At 65.5% G+C, this 12,604-nt stretch carries 10 protein-coding genes; 6 read left to right on the top strand and 4 right to left on the bottom strand.

What is annotated here, in order from left to right; all coding sequences use genetic code 11:
• Positions 1-2: 2 nt before the first annotated feature.
• From ABWP22_RS05085 to ABWP22_RS05095, 3 genes are all read right to left on the bottom strand, one after another.
• Entirely contained in the window at positions 3-1,628 is a 1,626-nt protein-coding gene (locus tag ABWP22_RS05085; protein WP_353198884.1) for a long-chain-fatty-acid--CoA ligase, read from the bottom strand.
• A 284-nt stretch (positions 1,629-1,912) separates the two neighbouring features.
• Positions 1,913-2,719 (bottom strand): CDP-alcohol phosphatidyltransferase family protein, encoded by an 807-nt coding sequence (locus tag ABWP22_RS05090; RefSeq protein ID WP_353198859.1) that lies wholly within the window; start codon positions 2,717-2,719, stop codon positions 1,913-1,915.
• A gap of 37 nt (positions 2,720-2,756) precedes the next feature.
• Positions 2,757-3,626, bottom strand: a complete 870-nt coding sequence (locus tag ABWP22_RS05095; protein WP_353198860.1) for a phosphatidylserine decarboxylase — start codon at positions 3,624-3,626, stop codon at positions 2,757-2,759.
• Positions 3,627-3,729: 103 nt separating this feature from the next.
• On the opposite strand from ABWP22_RS05095, the gene ABWP22_RS05100 reads away from it, so the two are divergent.
• From ABWP22_RS05100 to ABWP22_RS05120, 5 genes are all read left to right on the top strand, one after another.
• Positions 3,730-4,287, top strand: a complete 558-nt coding sequence (locus ABWP22_RS05100) for an LOG family protein (RefSeq protein WP_353198861.1) — start codon at positions 3,730-3,732, stop codon at positions 4,285-4,287.
• 63 nt (positions 4,288-4,350) lie between these two features.
• Complete coding sequence (locus tag ABWP22_RS05105; protein ID WP_353198862.1) at positions 4,351-5,574, top strand: NADP-dependent isocitrate dehydrogenase; 1,224 nt, start codon at positions 4,351-4,353, stop codon at positions 5,572-5,574.
• Positions 5,575-5,632: 58 nt separating this feature from the next.
• Positions 5,633-7,462, top strand: coding sequence for a DUF885 domain-containing protein (locus ABWP22_RS05110; protein ID WP_353198863.1), 1,830 nt, complete (start codon positions 5,633-5,635; stop codon positions 7,460-7,462).
• A gap of 29 nt (positions 7,463-7,491) precedes the next feature.
• Complete coding sequence (locus ABWP22_RS05115) at positions 7,492-9,312, top strand: DUF885 domain-containing protein (protein ID WP_353198864.1); 1,821 nt, start codon at positions 7,492-7,494, stop codon at positions 9,310-9,312.
• A 71-nt stretch (positions 9,313-9,383) separates the two neighbouring features.
• A complete protein-coding gene (locus ABWP22_RS05120) occupies positions 9,384-11,138 on the top strand; it encodes a cation:proton antiporter domain-containing protein (RefSeq protein WP_353198865.1) in 1,755 nt (584 codons plus the stop codon).
• On the opposite strand, the gene ABWP22_RS05125 is transcribed toward ABWP22_RS05120, so the two are convergent.
• A complete protein-coding gene (locus tag ABWP22_RS05125) occupies positions 11,135-11,842 on the bottom strand; it encodes a class I SAM-dependent methyltransferase (protein WP_353198866.1) in 708 nt (235 codons plus the stop codon). The two genes, ABWP22_RS05120 and ABWP22_RS05125, sit on opposite strands and share 4 nt — an antisense overlap.
• Before the next feature lie 121 nt (positions 11,843-11,963).
• Between ABWP22_RS05125 and ABWP22_RS05130 the strand changes: the two genes are divergently transcribed.
• On the top strand, positions 11,964-12,604 hold a 641-nt coding region (locus ABWP22_RS05130), incomplete at its 3' end, for an alpha/beta hydrolase (protein WP_502951085.1).

Genomic DNA, 12,604 nt, shown 5'->3' on the forward strand with positions numbered 1-12,604 from the left:
CATCACACCGTCGGCAGCACATAATCCTTGTATTGTTCGCGCAGCGCCACCTTCAGCAGTTTGCCTGTCGCCGTGTGCGGCAGGCTGGGCACCACGATCACATCGTCGGGCGTCCACCATTTGGCGATCTTGCCATCCAGATAGGCCAGAACGCCGGCCTTGGTCACATCAGCACCGTCCTTGGGCACCACCAGCAGCAGCGGGCGTTCATCCCATTTCGGGTGGTGAACGCCGATCACGCAGGCTTCCGCCACGCCGGGCGCGCCGACCGCGACATTCTCCAGATCGATCGACGATACCCATTCGCCGCCGGATTTGATCACGTCCTTGGCGCGATCGACGATCTGCATGTAACCCAGCGGATCCAGCGTCGCGACATCGCCGGTGTCGAACCAGCCGTCAGGCGTGAAAGCGCTCTGCCCGTCGCCCTTGAAATAGCTGCCGACAATCCATGGCCCGCGCACCAGCAGGCGGCCGAACGCCTTGCCGTCGCGCGCCAGTTCCTGGCCATCATCGTCGACAATCTTCATTTCGACGCCGAACACGCCGCGGCCCTGCTTGATCCGGACATTGAGCTGATGATCATAAGCCATTGCATCCGTTTCCGGAATGCCGGCACCTACCGTACCGAGCGGCGACATTTCGGTCATGCCCCACAATTGCAGCACCTTCACGCCCAACTGGTCGTAATGCTCGATCATGGCGCGCGGCACGGCCGATCCGCCGATGGCGGTGCGGTTCAATTTGCCGAGGGTTTCGCCGCTCTTTTCCAGATATTGCATCATGCCCAGCCAGATGGTGGGCACCGCCAGCGCCAGATCGACCTCCTCCTCCACGATCAACTTGTGCAGTGTCGGCGGATCGAAATTCGGCCCGCCCATCACCAGCTTGGCACCGGTGCAGGCCGCGACATAGGGGATGGACCAGGCATTGGCGTGATACATCGGCGCAATGGGCAGCACCGTGGTGCGCGCACCCATGCCGAACGTGTCGGTGGAACTGGCCGCCATCGCGTGCAGCACGTTGGAACGGTGGCTGTATTGCACGCCCTTGGGATTGCCTGTGGTGCCGCTGGTATAGCACAACCCGGCCGGTGCGGTTTCGGGCAGTTCCGTCCACGGCGCGTCAACGCTCTCGCCAGTGAGCAGATCTTCATAGCAGAGCAAGTTCAGGCTGCTGTCCGCCGGCATGTGCGCCCGATCGGTGAGCAGAACATAATGCTCGATCGTTGAGAGGCTTGGCGCCAGTTTCTCAACCAGTTTCAAAAAGGTTAGGTCGAAGAACAACACCCGATCTTCGGCGTGGTTGGCGATGTAGATGATCTGTTCTTCGAACAGGCGCGGATTGATGGTGTGCGCCACGCCGCCCATGCCGGAAATGCCGTACCAGCTTTCGACGTGGCGGTACGTGTTCCAGGCCAGGGTTGCGATGCGGTCACCCGGTTGCATGCCCAGCCGCCGCAGCGCGCCGGACACCTGGCGGGCGCGGCCGCGCACCTCGGCCCAATTGGTGCGATGCTTGGGGCCTTCGCAGGTCAGGGACACGATCTCGCGGGTCGGGTGATAAGTCGCGGCGTGGTCGATCAGCTTCCACACCAGCAGCGGCCAATCCTGCATCGTTCCCAGCATCATGCGTCTCCCCAAAGCGGCGGGCGCGCGTCGCTTCCGCTGCAGCGCACCTGATGGCCTGTTCTTACCGCCGCGATTGCGCGCGCGAAAGAGGGGCTTGACCGAAAGAACATTTGCGGAACATAAGATCAGGAACAGAAACGGAACACTTCACGCTGATTCGCCGGGGGACCCAAGATGACGATGTTGATGATGCTGCTGGCCTGCCTCGCCACCTGGGCGCTGGTCGCATTGATGCTGGGTGATGCCCGCGATGCCTTGCGTGATGCGTTGGCCGGCGACGCTCAGAGTGGCGGCTGGATGCCCTCTGCGCTGCCGATGGCAACCGTGCGCACCGCGCGGCGGCGATAGGAACGCACGGCAAGCGGCAGCGCACCGGCGTAGAGTGCGCTCAGCACTGCCAGTGTCGCCCACGGGTTGGTGAACAGCGCACCGGCAAACAGCCCGACCGCACCGAGCGCCGGCAAGCGCCACGACGGCCGCAAGCGGATTGATCCCCAACTGTAGCTTGGCAGGCTGGAGACCATGGTGAGGGCCACCAGCAGCGTGGTCACCGCCACCAGCGTCGCGCGCAGTGTCGGATCGTCCATCGCTTCCGGCGCCAGCCAGAATTGCACGAACATCGGGCTGAGCGTCAGGCCTGCCGCCATCGGCGCTGGCACACCGGTGAGAAAGCCGAGTTTCTTGTGCGGCCCTTCGGCGGCATCGATCTGCGCATTGAAGCGCGCCAGCCGCAGCGCGCAGGCAATGGCATGCGACAGCGCAATCACCCAGCCCATGTTGCCCGGCAGATACTGCAAGGCCCACAGATACAGCACCAGCGCCGGCGCCACGCCGAAGGCCGTCACATCTGACAGCGAATCGAGCTCGGCACCGAAACGACTGGCGCCCTTCAGCAGACGGGCGATGCGGCCATCGATGCCATCGAGCACGCCGGCCAGCAGGATGGCGCCAACCGCTTTCTCCCACTCCCCGCCGATGGCAAAGCGCACGGCGGTGAGGCCGAAGCACAAGGCCAGCACGGTGACGGCATTGGGCACCACGGCGCGCAGCGGGATGCCGCGGCGCACGGGCTGTGAACCAGGTTCCATCACCGGTGCCGTATCGCGCACATGCAGTTGCGCGCGCTCACTGCGCCTGCGCACCCTGCATGGCCGGGGTCCCCTTCACCGCCAGGATGGTTTCGCCGGCAATCGCACGCTGCCCCACTGCCACCGCCGGCACATAGCCCGCCGGCAGGAACACATCGACCCGGCTGCCGAAGCGGATCAAGCCAAAGCGCTCTCCCACCTTCAGCATCTGACCGACCTCCACCCATTTCATGATGCGCCGCGCCACCAGACCGGCAATCTGGGTAAAGCCGACGCGGACGCCGCCGGCATCCTCCATCACGAAATATTGCCGCTCATTCTCGTCACTGGCCTTGTCGAGATCGGCATTCAGGAACTTGCCGGGCACATAGACGATGCGCGTCAGGCGGCCCGCGATCGGCGCGCGGTTGATGTGGACATCGAACACATTCATGAACACGGAAACACGCGTCATCTGGCCCGGTTCCAGCCCGCCTTCGCCCAGCAACTGGCGCGGCACCTCCACATTGGTGATCAGGCTGATCAAGCCGTCGGCTGGCGACACCAGCAGCGCTTCGCCCAAAGGCGTCACGCGCACCGGATCGCGGAAAAACGCCGCTACCCAGATCGCAATGCCAAGCAGGATGAAGCTGAGCGCGGTCCATTCCAGCCACAATCCGCTGATCAGCACCGCCGCCAGCGCAATGCCGAGAAACTTGCGGCCCTCGGGATGCATGTCGGGCAGGCGATATTTGGCCGATTCGCCCGGCACCAGCGGCAGCGGGCCAGCGGGCGGTGGCGGTGGCGGCGCAACATTGGCCAGGGGCTGTTCAATCGGCGCCAGCACGGGCTGCACAGCAGGTTCGGCAACCAAGGGCGGCGGAGGCACCGGTTGGCCGGGCGGAATCTGGTCTTCGGGATCGTTCATGATCCCTGCTCTACCCCTGTGATACGCCGCTTGGCAATTCGGCGATCATCCCGCTCCATCCGAGGCGATTGCGCGGCCATGGCCTTTGCGCCACAACGCGGCCATGATCTCATCGTTGTTGCTGTTCTGCGGGTCACGGCCCGGCCATGATCCGGTGCACGCCGAACTGGCGGCGGGCCTGGGCGCCTTGTGCGCCGCGCGCGGGGTCACGTTGGTCTATGGCGGCGGTCGTGTCGGCCTGATGGGCGTGGCGGCGCGCGCAGCCAAGGCTGCGGGCGGCCGCGTGATCGGCATCATCCCGCGCCTGCTGATGACCACCGAAATCGCCCAGGATGGTCTGGATGAACTGCACGTCGTGGAGACGCTGCACGAACGCAAGGCACTGATGCATCGCATGTCCGATGCGATCATCGCCCTGCCCGGCAGCATCGGCACGCTCGACGAATTGTTCGAAAGCCTGACCTGGCGCGAACTCGGCATCCACGACAAACCGATCTGGCTGCTGGGCGGCAAGGATTACTGGCAGCCGCTGACGGCGCTGCTCGGCCATATCGGCGCCGCCGGGTTCGGCCCGCCGCATCTGGGCAGCCTCGCCGAACCCTTGACCGGTTTGCCAGACCTCGCGGAAAAGCTGGGAAACCATCAGGCAGGCGGCCATTGACCAGCCCGGCCGTGGCCTCCTAAGACTGCAGCATTCCGTCGCAGCTCATTCAGGATGCCTTCAATGCCGAAGATCAAGGTCGAAAACCCCGTCATCGAACTCGACGGCGACGAGATGACCCGGATCATCTGGCAGTGGATCCGCGATCAGCTGATCCTGCCCTATCTCGACATCAATCTGCACTATTATGATCTCAGCATCGAAAACCGCGACGACACCAACGACAAGGTGACCGTGGAATCGGCCAACGCCATCCGCGAATATGGCGTGGGCGTGAAATGCGCCACCATCACCCCCGATGAAGACCGGGTGAAGGAATTCGGGCTGAAGCGGATGTGGAAATCGCCCAATGGCACCATCCGCAACATCCTGGGCGGCGTGGTGTTCCGCGAACCCATCGTCATCAAATCGGTGCCGCGGCTGGTGCCGGGCTGGACCGACCCGATCGTCATCGGCCGCCACGCCTTTGGCGATCAATATCGCGCCACCGATTTCAAGGTGCCCGGCCCCGGCAAGCTGACCATGCGCTGGGAAGCCCAGGACGGCAGCCAGGTGATCGAACATGAAGTGTTCGAATATCCGTCCGCCGGCGTCGCCATGGGCATGTACAATCTGGACGATTCCATCCGTGATTTCGCCCGCGCCAGCCTGAACTATGGCCTCGATCGCGGCTGGCCAGTGTATCTGTCCACCAAGAACACCATTCTCAAGGCCTATGACGGCCGCTTCAAGGATCTGTTCCAGGAAGTCTATGACGAGGAGTTCAAGGCGCGTTTCCGCAAGGTCGGCATCGTGTACGAACATCGCCTGATCGACGATCTGGTGGCCAGCGCCCTGAAATGGTCGGGCAAGTTCGTGTGGGCCTGCAAGAATTATGACGGCGACGTGCAGTCCGACATGGTGGCACAGGGCTATGGCAGCCTGGGCCTGATGACCAGCATCCTGATGACGCCCGATGGCAAGACCGTGGAAGCCGAAGCCGCCCACGGCACCGTCACGCGCCATTATCGCATGCACCAGGAAGGCAAGCCGACCAGCACCAACCCGATCGCCAGCATCTTTGCCTGGACTGGCGGGCTGAAGCACCGCGGCAAGCTGGATGGCACGCCGGCGGTGACGCGCTTTGCCGAAACCCTGGAACGCGTGTGCGTGGAAACGGTGGAATCGGGCGCGATGACCAAGGACCTGGCGCTGCTGATCGGCCCCGATCAGGCCTGGATGACCACGGAGAAATTCTTCGAGGCCATCCGTGCCAATCTGGATATCGCCATCGCCAAGGGGCTGTAAGCCCTGGCCCTTGCACTCCCTTGTCGTGCCGGTCAGAAGGGCGGCAAGGGAGACTGTCATGAATGCAATGAACCTCAGCCGCCGCCATCTGCTGGCCGGCACCGCTGCCTTGCCTGCCACCGCCGCCCTGCCCGCCTTTGCCCAGATGGCCGGCCCCACCGCGGCCGGCGAAGATGGCAAGTTGCTGGCGCTGTTCGATGCCTTCTTCAACGAAGGCGTCGATGAAAGCCCGGAGCAGGCAACGTCGCTCGGGCTCGACAAGGGCGCGCGTGCGGCGCTGAAAGGCCAGCTTTCCGATCAATCGCAGGCCGGCCAGGCCCGTCGCCAGGCGCGCACTGCCGATCAGCTCCAGCGCCTGCGCAGCGTGAACCGCGCCGCCCTTTCGGAAGGCCGGCAACTCGATTTCGATGTGGTCGAATATGATCTCAGCCGCGCCGCCGCCAGCAGCGCGCGCTTCCGCTTTGGTTCGGCACGCGGCAATTTCCAGCCCTATGTGATCAGCCAGCAGCACGGGCCGTTCACCCGCATCCCCGATTTCCTCGATACGCAGCACCGAATCGGCAATGCCGCCGACGCCGATGCCTATCTGTCGCGCCTGTCGGCCTATGGCAAAACGCTCGACGACAATCTGGCCTGGGCCAATGCCGATGCGGCAAAGGGCGTGATCGCACCGGATTTCGCGCTTGATCTGGCGCTGGCGCAGCTTGATGCCATCCGTTCGACCCCCGCCGCCGATACCGTGCTGGTCACCAGCATCGCGCGCAAGGCCAAGGCGGCCGGGCTGGGCGATGAATGGGCGGCGCGGGCTGCCGGCCTAGTCGAACAGACGGTCTATCCCGCCTATGATCGTTACATCACCGGCGTGAAGGCGCTGCGCGCCAAGGCCAGCAGCGATGCCGGCGTGTGGAAACTGCCCGATGGCGCCGCCTATTATGATGCGGGAGTCAAATCCTCCACCACCACCAATCTCACCCCGGAAGAGGTGCACCAGCTTGGTCTGGCGCAAGTGGCAGACATCACCGCGCAGCTTGATACGATGCTGAAAGGCCAAGGCCTGACCCAGGGCAGCGTCGGCGCACGGCTGGTGGCGCTCAGTGAACGGCCGGATCAGCTGTTCCCCAACACCGATGCCGGCCGTGCCGATGTGATCAAATTGCTGAATGAGCAGGTCGCCGATGCAATGCCGCGCCTGCAGAATCTGTTCATCACCCTGCCAAAGGCCGCGGTGGAGGTGCGCCGCGTGCCGGCCTTCATCCAGGATGGCGCCGCCAATGGCTATTACCAGGGCCCTGCCCCCGATGGCAGCCGGCCGGGCGCTTTCTATATCAACCTGAAGGACACCGCCGAATGGCCACGCTTCACGCTGGCCACGCTGACCTATCACGAAGCCGTGCCGGGCCATCACATGCAGGTGGCGATCGCCCAGGAAAGCCCGGATATTCCGATGCTGCGCCGTCGCGGCGGTTACAGCGCCTATTCCGAAGGCTGGGGCCTTTATGCCGAACAGGTCGCTGATGAATTGGGCGTCTATGCGCAGGACCCGCTGGGCCGCATCGGTTTTCTGCAAAGCTTCCTGTTCCGCGCCGCGCGGCTGGTGGCCGATACCGGCCTGCACCACAAACGCTGGAGCCGGGACAAGGCGACGCAATATTTCGTCGACACGCTGGGTTATGCCAAGAGCCGCAGCCAGCGCGAGATCGAGCGTTATTGCGTCAACCCCGGTCAGGCGCTGAGCTACAAGATCGGCCACATGCAGTGGGCCAAGCTGCGCGATGCGGTGCGCGCCAAGCAGGGTGCCGCATTCGATGCGCGCAAATTCCACGAGATCCTGCGCGCCGGCGCAATGCCGCTGGTGCTGCTGGAACGCGAAGTGATGCGGCGGGCGTGAGCGACCAACCCATCGAGAACGGAGCCGCCATGCCCACCCAAGCCATGAACCGCCGCCAGCTCCTCGCCGGCACCGCTGCGATCGCTGCCACGCCGGCGCTGGCGCAACTGGCCGCCGCTGCACCGGGCAGCGCCGATGATCGCCTGCTGACCTTGTTCGATGCGATGTTTGCCGAAGGCATCGCCGATTCGCCGGAACGGGCCACGTCGCTGGGGCTGGACACCGGCGCCAACGCCGGGCTTAAATCGAAGCTGTCCGATTACAGCCGGGCGGGTCGCGATGCCGATCTGGCGCGCGCCGCCAGCCAGTTGCAGCGGTTGCAGGCCATCGACCGCACCAGCCTGACGCCGCCGCGCCAACTGGATCGCGATGTGGTGGAATATGATCTGGCCCGCCGCGTCGCCAACGAACGCCGCTTCACCTTCGGCAGCGCCGGCGGCAATTTCAGCCCCTATGTGTTGTCGCACAGCGACGGTGCCTATCGTTCGGTGCCGGGCTTTCTGGAAAGCCAGCACCGCGTGACCAGCGCCAGCGATGCGCAGGCCTGGCTGGCGCGGGTGGCGGCCTTTGCCACTGCGCTCGATCAGGAAACCCAGCGCATGAACCAGGAAGCCGCGCAGGGTGTCGTGCTGCCCGCCTTCCTGTTCGATCTCGCCCTGCCGCAGATCACCCGCCTGCGCACGGCGCCGGCCGCTGAGACCGTGCTGGTCAAGGCGCTGGCCGCCAAGGCGCAGGCCGCGGGTGTCGCCGGCGATTGGGCGGCCCAGGCCACAAAACTGGTCGAACAGCAGGTCTTCCCGGCACTTGATCGCCAGATTGCTGCCATCACCGCGCTGCGCCGCACCGCCACCATGGATGCCGGCGTGTGGAAATTGCCCGACGGCGCCGCTTATTATGACGCCGCGGTCAAATCCTCCACCACCACCAACTACAGCGCCGAAGAGGTGCATCAGCTTGGCCTGGCGCAAGTGGCCGATATCTCCGCGCAACTGGATGGTCTGCTGAAGGGCCAGGGCCTGACGCAAGGCACGGTGGGTGAACGACTGGTGGCGCTGAATGAGCGGCCCGATCAGGTCTATCCAAACACCGATGCCGGCAAGGAGGAATTGCTCACCGAGCTGCGCGGCCATGCCGCCAGCATGTATCCGCGGCTCGAGAAATTGTTCATCACCCAGCCGCGCGCGAAGCTGGACGTGAACCGGGTGCCGGTGGTCATCCAGGAAGGCGGCGCCGGCGCCTATTACAACAGCGGCACCCCCGATGGCAGTCGCAACGGCACCTTCTTCATCAATCTGACCGACAGTTTCGATCGGCCGAAATTCGGCCTGCCCACGGTCACCTTCCACGAAGGCGTGCCCGGCCACCATTTCCAGGTGATGCTGGCGCTGCAAAGCCCCGACGTGCCGCCAATCCGCCGCCGCGCCGGTTACAGCGCCTACACCGAAGGCTGGGCGCTCTATGCCGAAACGCTGGCGGACGAGATCGGCTATTATGACGGCAACCCGCTGGGCCGCATCGGTTATCTGCAAAGCCTGTTGTTCCGCGCCACAAGGCTGGTGGTCGATACCGGCCTGCACCACAAGCGCTGGAACAAGGACAAGGCGATCGATTACATGGTGGCGACCACCGGCTTCGCCAAGGGCCGCACGACGCGCGAGATCGTGCGCTATTGCGCGGCGCCGGGCCAGGCATTGAGCTACAAGATGGGCCACACCAAATGGGTGGCGCTGCGCGATGCGGTGAAGGCCAAACAGGGCGCCGCCTTCGATATCCGCCAGTTCCACGAGATCTTGCGGCTGGGCGCCATGCCGCTGGTGCTGCTGGAACGCGAGGTGATGCGTAGAGACTGAAGCTGGACTGAGGCTGGCATGAGGGTTCATGCTGGCGTGACACACCGGCGATCAGCCGCCATGGTGGTGGCATGGCGCTTCCGCTGGAATCCTCGGCCTTCAAGGACATGGCGCTCGTGCTGGGCGCCGCCGGGCTGGTCATACCGGCCTTTGCCGCGCTGCGCATCTCGCCCGTCATCGGCTTCATCCTGATCGGCATTGCCGCCGGTCCGTTCGGCATCGGCCAGTTGCCGGGCCTGGGCTGGCTGCAATTGTCCAGCCCGGAGGCATTGGCGGCGCCGGCCGAGCTGGGCGTTGCCCTCCTGCTGTTCGCGCTGGGGCTGGAACTGAGCCCGGACCGCATCCGCACCATGCGCGACAACATCCTGGGGCTGGGCAGTTTGCAGATGCTGATCTGCACCGCGCTGATTGCCGGCGTGCTGCTGGCGCTGGGCCTGGCGCTGGTGCCGGTGGCGGTGATGGCCGGCGCATTGGCGCTGTCGTCCACGGCGGTCGGCCTGCAATTGCTGTCGGCATCCGGCCGGATCAACAGCCAGGCCGGGCGCATGGCGGTGGGCGTGCTGTTGTTTCAGGATATCGCCATCGCGCCGATGCTGTTGTTGATCGGCGCATCGGCCGGCGGCAGTTTCTGGGGCGGCTTTCTGAAGGGCGTGCTGGCGCTGGCTGCCGTGGCAGTGGCTGCCCGCTATGTCGTGCCGCCCTTGTTCCTGCAGGCCGCGCGCACCCGCCGTTCCGAACTGTTCCTCGCCGCCGCGCTGGTCGTGCTGATCGGATCGGCGGCCACGGCGGCGGCGGCCGGCATGTCGCCAGCGGTGGGCGCGTTGATCGCCGGGCTGATGCTGTCCACCGGCGATTTTCGTCGCCAGATCGAAGCGGCCGTGCAGCCCTTCGAAGGCCTGTTGCTCGGTGTCTTCCTGATCTGGGTGGGCAGCGGCCTCGATCTCGGCGCCTTGGCCGCCGATCCCTGGCCGGTGCTCGGGGGCGCGGCAATGATCATCACGCTGAAGGCTGCGGCGATTTTCGGCCTGTTGCGACTGCGCAAGGTGCGCGGTGGCGTTGCCGGGCATGTCGCCCTGCTGCTGGCCAGTCCGTCCGAAACCGGGCTGATCGTGCTGGGTGCCGCGGTCTCGGCACGATTGATCGGCGGCCCGGATGCGCAGATGGTGCTGGCCATCGCCTCGCTCAGCCTGGCGCTGGCGCCGCTGCTCGGGCTGGCCGGCGCCCGGCTGGAACGCCAGGCCAACACCGGCCGCAGCGAGCCCATCCCTGCCGACACCAGCGACGGCCAGCGCACCGTCATCATCGGCTATGGCCGCGTCGGCCGGCTGGTGGCGCAGATGCTCGACATGCACGACCAGCCCTGGCTGGCGGTGGACAGCGACCCCGACGAGGTGCAGCGGCTGAAGCGCGCCGGCAAGGCGGTGATCTATGGCGATGCCCGCCGCCCGGAATTGATCGACAAGCTGAAGCTGGACACGGCCAAGGCGGTGGTGCTCACCATCGACGACATGCAGATGCTCGATCTGCTCGTGCGCCGCATCCGCCTGTCGCATCCCGATCTGTGCATCGTGGTGCGCGCCCGCGACGCCGATCATGCCGGGCAGCTTTATGCCCTGGGCGTCACCGATGCCGTGCCCGAAACCGTCGAAAGCAGTCTCCAGTTGGCCGAAGCCGTGCTGGTCGATCTTGGCGTGCCGATGGGGCCGGTGATCGCCTCCATCCACGAAAAGCGCGACCAACTGCGCACCCGCATCCGCGGCAGCGGCGCCGCGCCAAAGCGGCAGGCGCTGCGCAGCTTGCGGCGGGGCGTGACGAAACCGGATTAAGCCGGTTTGCGCCAGTCCATGATGTGGAAATTCGGCACGCGGTTGTACCGATCACGCTTGTCGGCCGGGCCGCCCGTGGCCGGGGGCTCGTCGAAATGCGCCAGCAGCAGGCCGCGCCCGAGCAACGCCTGCATGTAGCGTTTCAGCGGCCGGTGGTGGTTGATGATGTCGATGCCCTGCCAACTGGTGCGGCGCGGACGTTCCTCCAGATAATGATCGATTGGGAAATGCGGCTCGCCGGTGGCCGGTTTCACCCAGCCCAGATGCACGGCAGCGGTGTTGAACGCGGTGAGATTGGCAATCAGCAGATGACCGCCCGGCCGGATCGCCGCGATGATCCGCGCCAGCGCCGCGTCGAGATCGGGCATGTCGATCAACGACAGATAGCACACCGCCATGTCGAACCCGCCGTCCGCCACGGCCATGGTTTCGGCCGCGGCCACTTGATAATCGCCATCGGGATGCAGGCGGCGTGCCTGATCGATCAACGCGGCAGCAGGGTCGATCCCGGTGGTGTCGATCCCGCGCGCGGCCAGCATCCGGCAGAGGCGCCCTTCCCCGCAGCCGACATCGATCACGCGCGCCGGGGCATGCGCGGCCACCCGCGCCAGCATCGGCGCATCCAGCACATGTTGCCGGCCGAAATCGCCACGTTCGCCTTGCACGCTGATCCAGGCCTCTGCCGATGCGTCCCAACCTGTCATGCTGCCCGCCTCCAATGCGGCCGACGCCTTTGCGGGGCCGGGGTCACGGCGTCAACCTCGGCCCGATTTGCATCGTTATGTACGAACTGGTACATTCAAGACGATAATGGGGGAGCTTCTCATGCACGCAACACATCTTCTGGCCCTGTTTGGGCTGATCGCGGCCAGTGCGCCGGCCGCCGCACAAACACCGCCGGCGCCGGTGATCGGCCCCGACAAGGATGTCGATGGCCGCCCGCTGCCGTTCGGCCGGCAGGAACGGCTGCCGCCGGAAACCCCGGCCGGTTCCGGGCCGCACAAGGCGGTGATGACCAGCATGGCGTCACTGCCCGCCCATGTCGTCTACCATCCCGCAGCGCTGGCCAGCGCCGGCAAGCTGCCGGTGATCGCATGGGGCAATGGCGCCTGCATCAACGCCGGTAACCGCTTCCGCTATTTCCTCACCGAGATCGCCAGCCACGGCTATCTGGTGCTGGCCAATGGCGTGATGGCCAATCCGGCATTGGAGGTGGGCCCACAGGAAAATCCCGCCGTGCGCCCGCCCGGCAGTCCGCCGCCACCCCCACCGCCGCCGCGTGACCCCAACGCGCCGCAGCGCGCGCCGGGCACCACAACGCCCGAACAACTGATCGAATCGATCGATTGGGCCATCGCCGAGAACGCCCGGCCCGGCAGCCCCCTGTTTGGCCGCATTGATACCAGCAAGATCGCCGTGATGGGCCAGAGTTGCGGCGGCGTGCAGTCATTCAAGGTGGCCGGCGA

It is taken from the genome of Sandarakinorhabdus sp., from assembly GCF_040398665.1.
Lineage (GTDB): Bacteria > Pseudomonadota > Alphaproteobacteria > Sphingomonadales > Sphingomonadaceae > Sandarakinorhabdus.

Bases quoted from the DNA above. Each gene is read 5' to 3' on its own strand.
- ABWP22_RS05085 (WP_353198884.1), bottom strand. From the start codon at position 1,628: ATGCTGGGAACGATGCAGGATTGGCCGCTGCTGGTGTGGAAGCTGATC.
- ABWP22_RS05090 (WP_353198859.1), bottom strand. From the start codon at position 2,719: ATGGAACCTGGTTCACAGCCCGTGCGCCGCGGCATCCCGCTGCGCGCC.
- ABWP22_RS05095 (WP_353198860.1), bottom strand. From the start codon at position 3,626: ATGAACGATCCCGAAGACCAGATTCCGCCCGGCCAACCGGTGCCTCCG.
- ABWP22_RS05100 (WP_353198861.1), top strand. From the start codon at position 3,730: ATGATCTCATCGTTGTTGCTGTTCTGCGGGTCACGGCCCGGCCATGAT.
- ABWP22_RS05105 (WP_353198862.1), top strand. From the start codon at position 4,351: ATGCCGAAGATCAAGGTCGAAAACCCCGTCATCGAACTCGACGGCGAC.
- ABWP22_RS05110 (WP_353198863.1), top strand. From the start codon at position 5,633: ATGAATGCAATGAACCTCAGCCGCCGCCATCTGCTGGCCGGCACCGCT.
- ABWP22_RS05115 (WP_353198864.1), top strand. From the start codon at position 7,492: ATGCCCACCCAAGCCATGAACCGCCGCCAGCTCCTCGCCGGCACCGCT.
- ABWP22_RS05120 (WP_353198865.1), top strand. From the start codon at position 9,384: ATGGCGCTTCCGCTGGAATCCTCGGCCTTCAAGGACATGGCGCTCGTG.
- ABWP22_RS05125 (WP_353198866.1), bottom strand. From the start codon at position 11,842: ATGACAGGTTGGGACGCATCGGCAGAGGCCTGGATCAGCGTGCAAGGC.